General features: G+C 71.3%; 15 protein-coding genes. 6 read left to right on the top strand and 9 right to left on the bottom strand.

The window, feature by feature from the left end; genetic code table 11:
- Window positions 1-48: 48 nt before the first annotated feature.
- Genes ACPOLB_RS01295 through ACPOLB_RS01285 form a run of 3 tightly spaced genes read right to left on the bottom strand, consistent with a single transcriptional unit; the run spans window position 49 to window position 3464 of the window.
- Window positions 49-825 carry a gamma-glutamyl-gamma-aminobutyrate hydrolase family protein gene (locus ACPOLB_RS01295; RefSeq protein ID WP_425259492.1) on the bottom strand — a complete coding sequence of 259 codons (777 nt, stop codon included), beginning with the start codon at window positions 823-825 and terminating at the stop codon, window positions 49-51.
- A 10-nt stretch (window positions 826-835) separates the two neighbouring features.
- The gene (locus ACPOLB_RS01290; protein ID WP_425259491.1) at window positions 836-2149 is read right to left on the bottom strand and encodes an NAD(P)/FAD-dependent oxidoreductase; all 1314 of its coding nucleotides are present in this window, start codon (window positions 2147-2149) and stop codon (window positions 836-838) included.
- 7 nt (window positions 2150-2156) lie between these two features.
- Window positions 2157-3464 (bottom strand): aspartate aminotransferase family protein, encoded by a 1308-nt coding sequence (locus ACPOLB_RS01285; RefSeq protein WP_425259490.1) that lies wholly within the window; start codon window positions 3462-3464, stop codon window positions 2157-2159.
- Window positions 3465-3598: 134 nt separating this feature from the next.
- Between ACPOLB_RS01285 and ACPOLB_RS01280 the strand changes: the two genes are divergently transcribed.
- Window positions 3599-4078: an Lrp/AsnC family transcriptional regulator gene (locus ACPOLB_RS01280; protein WP_425259489.1), complete on the top strand. Its 480-nt coding sequence runs from the start codon at window positions 3599-3601 to the stop codon at window positions 4076-4078.
- A 21-nt stretch (window positions 4079-4099) separates the two neighbouring features.
- Here ACPOLB_RS01280 and ACPOLB_RS01275 read toward each other — a convergent pair whose 3' ends face one another.
- Both ACPOLB_RS01275 and speB read right to left on the bottom strand, forming a co-directional pair.
- The gene (locus ACPOLB_RS01275) at window positions 4100-4636 is read right to left on the bottom strand and encodes a hemerythrin domain-containing protein (RefSeq protein ID WP_425259488.1); all 537 of its coding nucleotides are present in this window, start codon (window positions 4634-4636) and stop codon (window positions 4100-4102) included.
- Window positions 4637-4710: 74 nt separating this feature from the next.
- Window positions 4711-5640, bottom strand: coding sequence for an agmatinase (gene speB / locus ACPOLB_RS01270; protein WP_425259487.1), 930 nt, complete (start codon window positions 5638-5640; stop codon window positions 4711-4713).
- A 31-nt stretch (window positions 5641-5671) separates the two neighbouring features.
- Between speB and ACPOLB_RS01265 the strand changes: the two genes are divergently transcribed.
- A complete protein-coding gene (locus ACPOLB_RS01265) occupies window positions 5672-6418 on the top strand; it encodes a type 1 glutamine amidotransferase (protein WP_425259486.1) in 747 nt (248 codons plus the stop codon).
- Window positions 6419-6637: 219 nt separating this feature from the next.
- Window positions 6638-7936, top strand: coding sequence for an isocitrate lyase (aceA, locus tag ACPOLB_RS01260; protein ID WP_425259485.1), 1299 nt, complete (start codon window positions 6638-6640; stop codon window positions 7934-7936).
- 120 nt (window positions 7937-8056) lie between these two features.
- Here the strand turns inward: aceA and ACPOLB_RS01255 are convergent, their stop codons facing one another.
- From ACPOLB_RS01255 to ACPOLB_RS01245, 3 genes are read right to left on the bottom strand one after another with little or no spacing between them, the layout of a single operon-like run.
- Window positions 8057-8974, bottom strand: a complete 918-nt coding sequence (locus tag ACPOLB_RS01255; RefSeq protein WP_425259484.1) for a hypothetical protein — start codon at window positions 8972-8974, stop codon at window positions 8057-8059.
- A 12-nt stretch (window positions 8975-8986) separates the two neighbouring features.
- Complete coding sequence (locus ACPOLB_RS01250) at window positions 8987-9862, bottom strand: ABC transporter ATP-binding protein (RefSeq protein WP_425259483.1); 876 nt, start codon at window positions 9860-9862, stop codon at window positions 8987-8989.
- Complete coding sequence (locus tag ACPOLB_RS01245) at window positions 9859-10212, bottom strand: GntR family transcriptional regulator (protein ID WP_425259481.1); 354 nt, start codon at window positions 10210-10212, stop codon at window positions 9859-9861. The genes ACPOLB_RS01250 and ACPOLB_RS01245 overlap by 4 nt, the downstream gene beginning before the upstream one ends.
- Window positions 10213-10356: 144 nt before the next feature.
- Here ACPOLB_RS01245 and ACPOLB_RS01240 point away from each other — a divergent pair, with 144 nt between their 5' ends.
- Window positions 10357-11259: a lactate/malate family dehydrogenase gene (locus tag ACPOLB_RS01240; RefSeq protein ID WP_425259480.1), complete on the top strand. Its 903-nt coding sequence runs from the start codon at window positions 10357-10359 to the stop codon at window positions 11257-11259.
- A gap of 27 nt (window positions 11260-11286) precedes the next feature.
- Here ACPOLB_RS01240 and ACPOLB_RS01235 read toward each other — a convergent pair whose 3' ends face one another.
- The gene (locus ACPOLB_RS01235) at window positions 11287-12435 is read right to left on the bottom strand and encodes an iron-containing alcohol dehydrogenase (RefSeq protein WP_425259479.1); all 1149 of its coding nucleotides are present in this window, start codon (window positions 12433-12435) and stop codon (window positions 11287-11289) included.
- Between the two features lie 65 nt (window positions 12436-12500).
- On the opposite strand from ACPOLB_RS01235, the gene ACPOLB_RS01230 reads away from it, so the two are divergent.
- Both ACPOLB_RS01230 and ACPOLB_RS01225 read left to right on the top strand, forming a co-directional pair.
- A complete protein-coding gene (locus tag ACPOLB_RS01230; RefSeq protein ID WP_425259478.1) occupies window positions 12501-13412 on the top strand; it encodes an alpha/beta hydrolase in 912 nt (303 codons plus the stop codon).
- Window positions 13409-14266: a YbgC/FadM family acyl-CoA thioesterase gene (locus ACPOLB_RS01225; RefSeq protein ID WP_425259477.1), complete on the top strand. Its 858-nt coding sequence runs from the start codon at window positions 13409-13411 to the stop codon at window positions 14264-14266. Before ACPOLB_RS01230 ends, ACPOLB_RS01225 begins: the two co-directional genes overlap by 4 nt.
- Window position 14267 lies beyond the last annotated feature (1 nt).

The raw sequence follows: 14267 nt of genomic DNA, 5'->3' as shown, positions 1-14267 counted from the left end.
GGTCGCTGCGCCGCTGGGGTGTGCGGCGCGGAAGAATCCCCGTGTTGCCTAGACCGTGGAGCGACGAGGCAAGGGGCCGCGCACCTTGTCGCGGTAGACGCGCACGGCGACGCCGAAGGCGTTGAACAACTGCACCGAGACCGGGTTGCCGGCGGCGCGCCACTCGGGGTGCCACTGCACGCACAGGTTGAAGCCTGGTGCGGCGGGCTGCGTGAAGGCCTCGACCAGGCCGTCCGGCGCGACGGCCTCGACGCGCAGGCCGGGCGCCAGCGCCTTGATGCCCTGGCCGTGCACCGAATTGACCTCGAAGCTGGCGCGGCCGGTGATCTGCGCGAGCAGCCCGCCCGGCACCACGTCCACCGGGTGCGACAGGCCGTACTGCACCTCGGCCGGCTCGCCTTCCGGCGCGCGGTGGTCGTTCAGCCCGGGCTGCTCCTGCACCGCCTGGTGCAGCGTGCCGCCGAGCGCCACGTTCATCTCCTGCGTGCCGCGGCAGATGGCGAGCAGCGGCACGCCGCGCGCCAATGCGCGGCGGATCAGCGGCAGCGTCCAGGCGTCGCGCTCGGGATCCAGCGGCAGCGCAGGGTCGTGCACGGCCTCGCCGAAGTGCGACGGGTGCACGTTCGACGGCGAGCCGGTCAGCAGCACGCCGTCGGCCAGGTCGAGCAGGGCGTCGATCTGCTCGGCCGGCACCGGCGGCGCGATCAGCGGCAGCGCGCCTGCCAGCCGCACGCCGTCGACGTACTTGCGGCCGGCGATGTGGAAGGGGTGGTCGCCGAGCTGGCGGTTGCAGCTGGTGACGAGGACGGTCGGTGGGTTGCTCATGGGGTGGTGTTCAGCCCAGCAGATCGCGCAGCCTATACCAGGCCATGCCGAGCACCAAGGCGGGCGTGCGCAGCAGCGCGCCGCCGGGGAAGGGCCGGTGGCGCAGGCGCGCGAAGACGTCGAAACGGCGCGCGTCGCCGGCCATCGCCTCGGCCACGACGCGCCCGGCCAGGCCGGTGAGCGCCAGTCCGTGGCCCGAGAAGCCCTGCAGGTAGTAGACGTTCGCGGCGCTGCCTGCGGCAGCGGGCAGGCGGCCGAAGTCGGGGGCACGGTTCATCGAGATGTCGACGAAGCCGCCCCAGGCGTAGTCGACACGGGTGCCGGCGAGCTGCGGGAAGGTGTGCACCATGCGCCGCCGCATGCTCTCGGCCAGGTTGGCCGGGGTCATGGTGCTGTAGCTGACGCGGCCGCCGTACAGCATGCGCTGGTCGTTGGTGGTGCGGAAGTAGTCGAGCACGAAGTTGGTGTCGCAGACGGCGGAGCGGCTGGGGATCAGGCTGTCGGCCACGGCATCGGGCAGCACCTCGCTGCACGCAATGTACGTGCCGACCGGCATGATGCGCGGCTCGAGCTGCGGCGCGATGCCATGCAGGTAGACGTTGCCTGCCAGCAGCACCTGGCGTGCGCGCAGCGTGCCGCCGGCCGTGCGCAGCACCGGCGCCGCACCCTGCTGCAGCGCCTGCACCGGCGTGTGTTCGTGGATGCGCACGCCGGCCGCCGCGGCTGCGCGCGCCAGCCCCAGCGTGTACTTCAGCGGGTGCAGGTGGCCCGAGCGTGGGTCGTGGATGCCGCTGTGGTACCGCGGGCTCGCGATCCAGCGGCCCACGTCGGCCGCCGCCACGCGCTGCAGCGGGTAGCCGTAGACGCTGCCGATGCGCTCGGCCCAGGCGGCCAGGCCGGCGCCCTTGCGCGCGTTGGTGGCCAGGCCCAGATAGCCATCGCGCCAGTCGCAGGCGATGCCGTGTGCCGCGATGCGCTCGCGCAGCAGGTCCAGCGCCTCGATCGACATGGCCCACACGCGCCTGGCTTCGTCGAGCCCGAGCTGGCGCTCGATCTCGTCCTGGTCGCAGGCCAGGCCGTGGATGGCCTGGCCGCCGTTGCGGCCGCTGGCGCCCCAGCCGACCTCGTGGGCCTCGAGCAGCACCACGTCGAAGCCGCGCTGGCGCAGTTCCAGCGCCGCCGACAGGCCGGCCAGCCCGCCGCCGACGATGGCCACGTCGCAGGAGGCCGGCTGCCGCAGCGCGGGGAATCCCGGGCCGCGGTCCGCCGTCGCAGCGTAGTACGAGTGGCGGGCGAGTTCCTGGTCGGTGGCCAGCAAGGGCATGGGCCGGTCAGGCGGCCCGCCGCAAGGCGCCGCGCACCGTGTCGACGATCTGGTCGATGTGCGCGCGCTCGATGATCAGCGGCGGCGAGAAGGCCACGATGTCGCCGGTGGTGCGCATCATCACGCCCTTGTCGTAGCAGTCCAGGAAGACGCCGAACGCGCGCTTGGTGGGCTCGCCGGCGATGGGCTGCAGCTCGACGCCGCCGACCAGCCCGTAGTTGCGGATGTCGATGACGTTGGGCTCGCCGCGCAGCGAGTGCAGCTGCTCGGCGAAGTAGCCCTGCAGCTGCTGCGCGCGCGTGAGCAGGCCTTCGTCGGCATAGGTGTCCAGCGTGGCGATGCCGGCGGCACAGGCCAGCGGGTGCGCCGAGTAGGTGTAGCCGTGCAGGAACTCGATGGCCGTCTCGGGCCCGTTCATGAAGGCGTCGTGGATCTTCTGCTGCGCCAGCACCGCGCCCATCGGCACGCAGCCGTTGGTGATGCCCTTGGCCACGCACATCAGGTCGGGCGTGACGCCGAAGGTCTGCGCGGCAAAGGCGTTGCCGGTGCGGCCGAAGCCGGTGATGACCTCGTCGAAGATCAGCAGGATGCCGTGCTTGTCGCAGATGGCGCGCAGGCGGTCCAGGTAGCCCTTGGGCGGGATCAGCACGCCGGTGGAGCCGGCGATCGGCTCGACGATGACGGCCGCGATGGTGCTGGCGTCGTGCAGCGCCACCATGCGCTCGAGGTCGTCGGCCAGTTCGGCGCCGTGCTCGGGCTGGCCCACCGTGAAGGCGTTCTTCGCCGGGTCGTGCGTGTGGCGGATGTGGTCCACGCCGCCGAGCATGGTGCCGAACATCTTGCGGTTGGCGACCATGCCGCCCACCGAGATGCCGCCGAAGTTGACGCCGTGGTAGCCGCGCTCGCGACCGATCAGCCGCGTGCGCGAACCTTCGCCGCGCACGCGGTGGTAGGCGATGGCCATCTTCAGCGCCGTCTCCACGGCTTCGGAGCCCGAGTTGGTGAAGAAGACCTTGCGCATGCCCGGCGGTGCGATCTCCACCAGCCGGCTGGCCAGTTCGAAGGCCTTCGGGTGGCCCATCTGGAACGGCGGCGCGAAGTCCATCTCGGCCGCCTGGTCCTGGATCGCCTGCACGATCTTCGGCCGCGCATGGCCGGCGTTCACGCACCACAGGCCGGCCACGCCGTCGAGGATCTGGCGGCCCTTGTCGTCCCAGTAGTGCATGCCCGTGGCCTTGGTCATCAGGCGCGGTGCCTTCTTGAACTGGCGGTTGGCCGTGAAGGGCATCCAGTAGGCGTCGAGGTCCTTGTGCATGGCGGGGCTCCTGGGCGTGAAAGGCAGATCGTGCAGTCTAGTCAGGCGCGTGCGCAATGTGCGTGCGGGCTGCGGGTGGGAACACCCGGGTTGGCGGCATATCATGCGAAGCAACTTCTCTGCCACGACAGAAAATGCGAAACAGCGCCGATCTGCCGCAACTCGATGCGATGGACCGCGCCATCCTGGGCGAATTGCAGCGCGATGCGCGGCTCTCGAACGTGGACCTGGCGCAGCGGGTGCACCTGTCGCCCAGCGCCTGCCTGCGGCGCGTGAAGGCGCTGGAGGACAGCGGCGTGATCGCGCAGTACGTGGCGCTGCTGAACCCGCGCGCGGTGGGACGGCACGGTACCAGCTACACCATCGTGAACCTGGAAAGCACGCAGCCGGCCAAGCTGGAAGCCTTCGAGCAGGCGGTGAAGGCCACGCCCGAGATCCTGGACTGCTTCTACGTCGCCGGTGCCAACGACTACCTGGTGCGCTTCGCGTACCGCGACGCCGAGGACCTGGAGCGCTTCCACGCCGAGGTGCTGCCGCGCCTGCCCGGCGTGGTGCGCTCGAACTCGATGCTGGTGCTGCGCACCGTCAAGAAGACGACGGCCCTGGCCCTCTGACCGGGCGGCGCCGGCGCGGCCTCAGTTCGTGCGCTGGCTGGCGCCGCTCTGCAGCGCCGCCTGCTGCGCCTTGGCTGCCGGGTAGATCAGCGATTCCTCGAGCGCGATGTGCTCTTCGTAGAGCGCACGGAAGACCGGCAGCGCGTGGCGCAGCGTGACCAGGTCGTACCAGCTGTAGCCGGTGGCCACGGCCTCGATCTGCGGCGCCAGTTCCAGCCAGTCCTCTTCCAGCCAGCCGTGGTCCTGCTGCAGGCGCAGCACGTGCTGTGTCAGCGCGGCGTCGCCCTGGGCGAGCAGCGCCGGGAAGATGAAACGTTCCTCGTCGGCGTGGTGCTGGCGCGCCTGGCCGCTGAAGAAGCTGCAGATCTCGGCAGCGCTGGCGCGCGCCACGGCGTCGGGGCCGTTGTCGTCCAGATGCGCCAGCAGGGCGTCGAACTGGGTCAGCACCTCCATCACGCGCAGGTGCGTGCGGTCCAGCGCCTCGAAGGGCGGCAGCGGCGGTGCCGCGGGGCGGGCTGCGCGGCGTTGCGAAGGGTGGGCATTGGTGGGCATGGCCATGGCGACTCCTGCGTGCGATGGCCCATTCTTCGGCGGCACGGCGGCGCCATGTTGCGCCGCATCAAACGTTGCCCTCAGCGGGACGCGCCGCCTTGCGCGATGCGCCCGCAGAGGTAGGTCCAGACGAAGTTGGCGGCGGCGTAGCTGGTGAGCTCGGCGTGGTCGTAGGGCGGCGCCACTTCCACGCAGTCCATGCCCACGAACGGCAGGTCGGCCAGTTCTTCCAGCAGTGTCAGCACCTGGTTGGTGCTGAGCCCGCCGGGCTCGGGCGTGCCGGTGCCCGGTGCGAAGGCGGGGTCCAGGCAGTCGATGTCCAGGCTAAGGTAGACCGGCGGGTGGCCGTGCGCGGCCAGTCGTTCGCGGATCGCGCCGAGCACCGGCGCCAGCTGCGCCGCGTTGTCCAGGCCGCGCAGGTCGCGCGCGGTGAAGATCTGCCCGCCCTGGTCGCGCACGTGCTCGCGCGCGGCGCGCTCGCCGGCCGAGCGGATGCCGATCTGCGTGAAGCAGGCGTTCAGCACCAGCCCTTCCTGCAGCGCCTCGGCCACCCAGGTGCCGTGGCCGCTGGGCTCGCCGAAGTGGTCGGTCCAGGTGTCGCAGTGCGCGTCGAAGTGGATCACCGCCAGCGGCCGGCCGAGCCAGTCGCGGTAGGCGCGCAGCAAGGGCAGGGTGATGGAATGGTCGCCACCCAGCCAGGCCATGTGGTGGCGGCGCAGCAGCGGGCCGATCAGCGGCGCCATCGCGGCGCGCATGCCGGCCAGCGATGTGTTGGGCAGCGGCAGGTCGCCGGCGTCGCCCAGCAGGCCGAGCGGCGAGACGTCGAACAGCGGGTGCGTGCCGTCGCACAGCATGTGGCTGGCCTGGCGCAGCGCGCGCGGGCCGAAGCGCGCGCCGGGGCGGTTGGTGGTGCTGCCGTCCCACGCGATGCCGGCCACGGCGTAGGGCTGGTCGGTGGCTGGGTCGGCCTTCAGGAAGCGGGTGTCGGAGGTGAAGGCGAAGCTCGTCATCGTTGGGGCCTGGGGCACACTGCGGCGCACCATGATACGAAGCCGCCTGGCCCTCGCCATCGACATGCCGCCCGTGCTGGTGCTGCAGCACCTCTCGGCCGACGGGCCGGCGTACCTGGCCCACTGGCTGCGCATGCAGGGCATGCGCTTCGACGTGCGCAACACCGAGGCCGGGGATGTCTACCCGGACGCAGTGACCGGCTACGCAGCGCTGGCGATCCTGGGTGGCGAGATGAGTGCCAACGACCCGCTGCCGTCGCTGCGCCAGGCCGAACGCCTGCTGCTGCAGGCCATGGACCGCGGTGTGCCGGTGATCGGCCACTGCCTGGGCGGGCAGCTGATGGCCCGGGCGCTGGGCGCGCGCATCGTGGACGCGCCGGCACCCGAAGTCGGCTGGCAACCGCTGCAGGTGCTGGACAGCCCGGCGGCAGCGGCGTGGTTGGGCGCGCCCGGGCCGCGCACGGTGTTCCAGTGGCACTACGAGGCGTTCGAACTGCCCGCCGGGGCGGAACTGCTGGCGGGCAGCGCCGCCAGCCCGCACCAGGCCTTCGCCATCGGGCCGCATCTCGCGATGCAGTTCCATGTGGAAGTCGACGCCGAGAAGCTGGGCCGCTGGGTGCACGACGACGGCGCGCGCTACTGCCAGGCGCTGCTGGAGCACGCCACGGTGCAGGGCCCGCAGGAGATGCGGGCCGGCACGGCACGGCACCTCGCGCACCAGCAGGCGCTGGCCGATCGGGTCTACCGCCGGTGGCTCGGCGCCTGGATTTCCGAATAGCGGAATTCAGATTTCACAATGCGGCAGGAGGCCGTGCGGCGGCGCAGCAAAAATCACCATATGGAAGAAACGCGTTCCGTATCGTGCAATAATGTAACTAAGTCTTTGATTTATATGCGTTCTATCTTTTGTCTTATATAAGACAGAAGTCTTCACAAGCCTTGGAGACGGCGCTACGCTGAGGGCGTCTTGTACCTCTTCGTCACCAGGAGTCTTCCCATGAGCCAACCGACCCGTGAACAGCAGATCGCCGCCCTCGAAAAGGAGTGGGCCGAGAACCCGCGCTGGAAGGGCATCAGCCGCGGCTACACCGCCGCCGACGTCGTGCGCCTGCGCGGCTCGATGCCCATCGAGCACACGCTGGCCAAGCGTGGCGCCGAGAAGCTGTGGACGCTGATCAACACCGAGCCCTTCGTCAACAGCCTCGGCGCGCTGACGGGCAACCAGGCCATGCAGCAGGTGAAGGCCGGCCTGAAGGCCATCTACCTCAGCGGCTGGCAGGTCGCGGGCGACGCCAACAGCAACGGCGAGATGTACCCCGACCAGAGCCTGTACTCGGTGGACTCGGTGCCGAAGGTCGTCAAGCGCATCAACGCCACGTTCAAGCGCGCCGACGAGATCCAGTGGAGCGAAGGCAAGAACGACATCGACTTCTTCGCCCCGATCGTGGCCGACGCCGAAGCCGGCTTCGGTGGCGTGCTGAACGCCTTCGAGCTGATGAAGAGCATGATCGACGCCGGTGCCGCCGGCGTGCACTTCGAGGACCAACTCGCCGCGGCCAAGAAGTGCGGCCACATGGGCGGCAAGGTGCTGGTGCCGACCCGCGAGGCCGTGGCCAAGCTCGTGGCGGCGCGCCTGGCGGCCGACACCATGGGCGTGCCCACGATCCTGCTGGCCCGCACCGACGCCGAAGCCGGCGACCTGGTGACCAGCGACGTCGACGACAACGACAAGCCCTTCTGCACCGGCGAGCGCACCGTCGAAGGCTTCTTCCGCACCCGCAACGGCCTGGAGCAGGCCATCAGCCGCGGCCTGGCCTATGCGCCCTACGCCGACCTGATCTGGTGCGAAACCGGCAAGCCCGACCTGGCCTTCGCGAAGGCCTTCGCCGACGCGATCCACGCCAAGTTCCCGGGCAAGCTGCTGGCCTACAACTGCTCGCCGTCGTTCAACTGGAAGAAGAACCTCGACGACGCCACCATCGCCAAGTTCCAGCGCGAGCTGGGCGCGATGGGCTACAAGTTCCAGTTCATCACGCTGGCCGGCTTCCACAGCCTGAACTACGGCATGTTCGACCTGGCCTACGGCTACGCGCGCAACAACATGAGCGCCTTCGTCGAACTGCAGGAGAAGGAATTCGCTGCGGCCGAGCGCGGCTTCACCGCGGTGAAGCACCAGCGCGAAGTGGGCACGGGGTACTTCGACGCCGTGACGACGACCATCGAGCGCGACGCCTCGACCGCCGCGCTGAAGGGCTCGACCGAGGACGAGCAGTTCCTCGACGGCACGCACCACTGATGCCGCGCGTGCAAGGCCGCAAGGCCTTGCACGGCTGACCCAGCCCGAAGAAGGACGAGGAGACAAGCCGACGGCGCCACCTGGCAACAGGTGGCGCCGTCGTGCTTTGTCGGGCCCGGCTCAGGCGCCGCGCGCCCGGCGCAGCCACAGCGCCCCGAAGGCCAGCGCGCCGCCGGCCAGCGCAGCGGCGAAGGCGGGCGAGGCCAGCAGCAGCAGCGCCTGGCCGGCGTCGTGCAGCAGCCAGCCGGGCATGGCCGACAGCGCGCCGGCGATCTCGTCGCCGTGCTCGATGACGAAACCGTGGGGGCCGTCGCCGCTGCGGTCGGCCACCATCAGGGCCTGCGACGCGCGGGTGCCCAGCAGCCGCAGCGTGTCCCAGATCCAGGTCATGCCGTACAGCCGCTCCAGGAGCAGGCCACCGCCGATGACGGCGCCGACGACCACCGGCAGGCCCCAGCGCTTGAGCCAGGCCGAGGCCGCCATCGTGCCCAGGATCAGCGGCGACAGCCACAGCGTGGCCAGCAGGGTGCCCAGCATCAGCCGCAGCGCCAGCAGCGCCACCGCCGGCAGCAGCGCGGTCCAGGGCAGCGCGAACCAGGCGCCCGGGCCGTAGGCCTGGGCGACCGTCAGCAGCGAGCCCAGCGTGCCCGCGGCCAGGCCGGCCAGCAGCGCGATCCATGGCCACAGCACCAGGTGCATCAGCAGCGGCGCGCCCACGCCCTGCGTGTGCGAGATCGGCAGCGACAGCCAGAACTCGATCGAACGGTCCTGCACGTCGCGCCGGGCGAGGCCGGGCGCCTGCAGCAGTGCCGCCATCCAGGCCAGCACCAGGCTCAGACCGCCGGCGCCCAGGATGGTGACCATCGCCACGCCCAGCGGCGGCACGGCATCGACGCCGCCATCGTCGCGCAGGTCGAGGTGGACCTCGCCGAACAGGCCGAAGCCCAGCACCAGCAGCAGCGGCAGCGCCAGCAGCACGAGCCAGCCGCGCTGGTGCTGCATCCACTCGCGCAGCAGCAGGGTCTTGAAGGTTTGCATCGAGGGCCTCGCTCAGAATTGGGTGCGGTTGATCTCGGGGGCGCGCGTCAGCGCCACGAACAGGTCGACCAGGCTGGGCCGCACGCGGTGGCCCAGTGCCTGCACCTCGGGCGGCGGCGCGCCGTCGAACAGCGCCGCAGCGCCCCCGGCGGTGCGGTAGCGCAGCAGCGGGTGGGCGGCTGCCATCGCATCGGCCTGCGCGGCGTCGTGGCTGAGCGCCACGAAGCGCTGCTCCATGTCTTCCAGGCTGATGTGCAGCACGAGCTTGCCCTCGTTGAGCATCATCACGTCGGACAGCAGGGTCTCGATCTCCTCGACCTGGTGCGTGGAGATGAGCACGCTGCGCCGGCCGTCGCACCATTCGTCGATCAGCATCTCGTAGAAGCTCTTGCGCGAGAGCACGTCCAGGCCGAGCGTGGGCTCGTCCAGGATCATCAGCTGCGCGTCGATGGCCGCGATCAGAGCCAGGTGCAGCTGCACCACCATGCCCTTGGACAGCGCCTTGACCTTGTCGTCGAGCCGCACGCTGGTGCGGCGCAGCAGGGTCTCGGCGCGCGCCGCGTCGAAGCGCGGGTGCAGGCCCTGCATCAGCGTGATCAGCTGCGACACCCGCGCCCAGCGCGGCAGGATGGCCACGTCGGGGATGTAGCAGACCGACTCCAGCATCTGCACCCGCTGGCGGCGCGGCTGCAGCCCCAGCACGCTGAGGCTGCCGTCGCAGGGCAGCAGGCCCACCAGCGCCTTCATCAGGCTGGTCTTGCCGGCGCCGTTGTGGCCGAGCAGGCCCACCACGCGGCCGGGCGCGATGCTGAAGCTCAGGTCGTCGACCGCGGTCTTGCGGCCGTAGCGCACGTTCAGGCCCTGGGCCTGCACCAGCGGGGCGTTCATCGTTGTTCCTCCCAGGACAGTTGTTCGGGGCTGATCTCCAGCCGGCGCAGCCGTTCGCGCAGCCGCGGCCACTCTTCGTGCAGGAAACGTTCGCGTTCGCTGGCCTTCAGGCGCTGGCGCGCACCGGGGCGCACGTACAGGCCCAGACCGCGGCGGTTGTCCAGCAGGCCGGCCTCGCCCAGCGCCTGCAGCGCACGCTGCACGGTCAGCGGGTTCAGCAGGTACTGGCCGGCCAGTGCGCGCACCGACGGCATCGGTTCGCCGTCGGCCGGCTGGCCGTCGAGCAGCTGGGCGGCCAGGCGGTCGGCCAGTTGCTGGTAGATCGGCAGCTTGTCGTCCCAGGTGGGCATGGCTGGCTCGCGGGTGTGTTGCTGATGTAGCACACCATAGCGGCAGCGGCAGGCAGCCGTCACGCGCCGTGCGACAGGCTGCAGCCGTCGCCGACAGGCTGCAGCGCGTAGCATCGGCCGGCACCAACCGCGGAGGAGACAGCGATGCGCGTCGGAATTCTGGGCACGGGCCACGTCGGCGCCAGCGTGGCGGTGTCGCTGCTGCTGGGCGGCGTGGCGCACGAGCTGCTGCTGGCCGACCTGGATCCGCGCCGTGCCGAAGGCGAGGCGATGGACCTTGCGCACGGGGCGCCGTACTACCCGCGGGCGCGTGTGCAGGCCTGCGACGCCGAGACGGTGCTGGGCTGCGACGTCGTCGTGTTCTGCGCCGGCCGCAACAGCCGTCCCGGCGAGACCCGGCTGCAGCTGCTGGCCGACAACGCCCGCGTGGCGGCCGAGGTCGGACGCCGCCTGGTCGGGCGCGAGGCCGTGGTCGTCGTGGTGGCCAACCCGGTGGACGTGCTGACGCGTGTGCTGCAGCAGGCGTCGGGCCTGCCGCCCGGCCGTGTGCTGGGCACCGGCACGATGCTCGACACCGCGCGGCTGCGCCAGAGCCTGGGCCTGCACCTCGCGGTGGACGCCCGGTCCATCCACGCCCAGGTGCTGGGCGAGCATGGCGACTCGGAGCTGGTGCACTGGTCGATGGCCCAGGTGGGCGGCCGGCCGCTGCGCGAGACGCCGGGCTGGACCGCCGCCGACGAGGCCCGCATCGCGGCCGAGGTGCGCACGGCTGCCTACGAGATCATCCAGCGCAAGGGTGTGACGAACCACGCCATCGGCCTGGTCGCCGCCGACCTGGTGCGCGCGGTGCTGCGCGATGAACACCGCGTGCTCACCGTCTCGCAGCTGCAGCCCGCGTGGGGTGGCGTGGCGCTGTCGCTGCCGGCGGTGGTGGGCCGCCACGGGGCGGCGCCGGCCATCGCGCCGGTGCTGGATGCTTCCGAGGCCGCAGCGTTGCAGCACTCGGCGGACGTGCTGCAGCAGGCTTGGGGCCAGTTGCCGGCCTGACCGCTGCCAGGCCGGCGGGCAGGGCTGCTACATCGACGCTTCCAGCATCGCGCGGTAGTCGTCGCGCGTGGCCAGGCGCGGGTTGGTCTTGTGGCAGTGATCGGCCATCGCGCCGTCGATGATGCGTTCGAACAGGTCGCGGCCCACGCCCATCGCGGCCAGACCGGCGGGCAGGCCCAGCCGGGCGTTGATCTCGCGCAGGCCTTCGGCCAGCTCGGTGCCGCGGCTGTCGCAGCCGCCGATGCCCACGGCCTGTGCCATGCGTTGCAGGCGCTGCTCGCGCTGGATGCTGTCGGCGCCGGCATTGAACAGCACCACCGCCGGCAGGAACACCGCGTTCAGCGTGCCGTGGTGCAGTCGCGGGTTCACGCCGCCCAGGCTGTGGCTGAGCGAGTGCACGCAGCCCAGGCCCTTCTGGAAGGCCATCGCGCCCTGCATGCTGGCGCTCATCATGTTCCAGCGCGCCTCGCGGTCCTGGCCGTCGCGCGTGGCGCGCTCGATCGAACTCCAGCCGCGCGCCAGCCCATCGAGTGCGATGCCGTCGGCCGGTGGGTTCACGGCCGGCGCCATGAAGGTCTCCATGCAGTGCGCGATGGCGTCCATGCCGGTGGCCGCAGTCAGCATGGGCGGCAGGCCGAGCGTCAGCGCCGGGTCCAGCAGGGCGGCCTTGGGCACGAGGTGCCAGCTGTGGAAGCCGAGCTTGCGGCCGTCGTCGACGATCAGGATCGCGCCGCGCGCCACCTCGCTGCCGGTGCCGGCGGTGGTGGGCACGGCGATGAGCGGCGCCACGCGGTCGGTGATCTTCGGGCTGCCGCCTTCGATGGTGGCGTAGGTCTTCAGCGGACCGTCGTGCGTGGCGGCGATGGCCACGCCCTTGGCCAGGTCGATGCTGGAGCCGCCGCCCACCGCCACCAGGCCGTCGCAGCCCTGGGTGTGGAAGACATCGACCGCGGCGCGAATCGCGGCCTCGGTGGGATTGGACGGCGTCTGGTCGAACACCGCGTGCGGCAGGCCGGCGAGCGCATCGAGCGCCGGCTGCAGCACGCCGGCGGCGCGCACGCCGGCGTCGGTGACGACCAGCGGCTTCTTCATGCCGGCGCGGTCGCACTCGGCGGCCAGCAATTGCACGACGCCGAAGTCGATGTCGATCTGGGTGAGGTAGAGGATGCGTGCCATGCCGACGAGTATGCCGCCCCGGTATGCTCGCGGGCACCGTGGGAACCCATCTCTTGACACCGGCCATGGCCGGCCTGCTCGACCGCATCCGCCGCGCCGACCGGCCGCCGTTCCATGCCATGACGCCGCAGCAGGCGCGGGCCGCCTACGAGGCCGCGGCCGAGGTGCTGGAGCCGCCGCGCGCGCCGCTCGCCCGCGTGCAGGACCTGCACATCCCGGCCGCCGACGGCACGCCGCTGCCAGCGCGGCTGTACGCGGCGTCGCACGATCGGCTGCCGCTGCTGCTGTACCTGCATGGCGGCGGCTTCACGGTGGGCAGCCTGGAAACGCACGACAGCCTGTGCCGCCAGCTGGCGCTGCGCAGCGGCGGCGCGGTGGTGGCGTTGCACTACCGGCTGGCGCCCGAGCACCGGTTCCCGACCGCGGTCGAGGACGCCTGGGCGGCGCTGCGCTGGCTGGTTGCCGAGGCCGGCGGCCTGGGGCTGGATGGATCGCGCATCGCGGTGGGTGGCGACAGCGCCGGCGGCACGCTGGCCGCGGTGTGCGCGCTGCTGGCGCGCGACGCCGGCCTGCCGCTGGCGCTGCAGCTGCTGATCACGCCCGGCACCACGGCGCACGCCGACACCGCGTCGCACAAGCTGTTCGCCAACGGCTTCCTGCTCGACGCCGCCAGCATCGACTGGTTCTTCGAGCAGTACATCGACCGCGGCGCACGCAGCGACTGGCGCTTCGCGCCGCTGCTGGCGCCCGACCTCGAGGGCGTGGCCCCCGCCTGCGTGCTGCTGGCCGAGTGCGACCCGCTGGTCGACGAAGGCATCGCGTACGCCGACCGCCTGCGCGCGGCGGGCGTGGCGGTCGCGCTCGAGCTGTACCGCGGGCTCACGCACGACTTCATCAAGATGGGCCGCGTGCTCAAGGAAGCCGGCGCGGCCCAGCAGGCCGCCGCCATGGCATTGCAACAAGCCTGGACACCATGAAGAAAGCCGAATTCCGATGCATCGACCGCCTGCGCGTGCGCTGGGCGGAGGTCGACTCCCAGAAGATCGTGTTCAACGGTCACTACCTGATGTACTTCGACACCGCGGTGGCCGCCTACTGGCGTGCGCTGGCGATGCCGTACCACGACACGATGGAGCGGCTGCGGGGCGACATCTTCGTGCGCAAGGCGACCGTCGAGTACCACGGCTCGGCGCGCTATGACGACCTGTGCGAGGTGGGCGTGCGCTGCGCGCGCGTCGGCACCTCGTCGATGCTGTTCGTGTGCGCGCTGTTCCGCGGCGAGACGCTGCTGGTCAGCGGCGAGCTCGTCTACGTGTTCGCCGACCCCGCCACCCAGACCAGCCGGCCGGTGCCGCCCGAACTGCGGGCGCTGTTCGAGGCCTTCGAAGACGGCGCCCCGGTGCTCGACGTGCGCGTGGGTACCTGGGACACGCTGGGCCGCGAGGCGCAGGCCCTGCGCACGGCGGTCTTCGTCGATGAACAGCAGATTCCGGCCGAGCTGGAGTGGGACGCGGCCGACGCCAATGCCGTGCATGCGGTGGCCTACAACCGCTTCGGGCTGGCCGTGGCCACCGGGCGCTGGATCGACCTCGACGACAGCACCGCCAAGATCGGCCGCATGGCGGTGGCGCAGCCGTTGCGCGGCAGCGGGGTGGGCGGCGCCGTGCTGCGGGCGCTGATGCAGTCGGCGCGCGACCAGGGCAAGCAGCGTGTGCTGCTGCATGCGCAGGCGAGCGCAGTGCCGTTCTACCTGCGCGCTGGCTTCAGCAACGAAGGCGCACCGTTCGAGGAAGCGGGCATCGCGCACCAGGCGATGGTGCAGCGGCTGTAGG

Origin of the sequence: Rubrivivax soli (assembly GCF_049810355.1) — a bacterium.
Classification (GTDB): Bacteria; Pseudomonadota; Gammaproteobacteria; order Burkholderiales; family Burkholderiaceae_C; genus Rubrivivax.
Note: the sequence above shows the minus strand (reverse complement) of the source record. Positions and strands in the feature narration are given on the sequence as shown.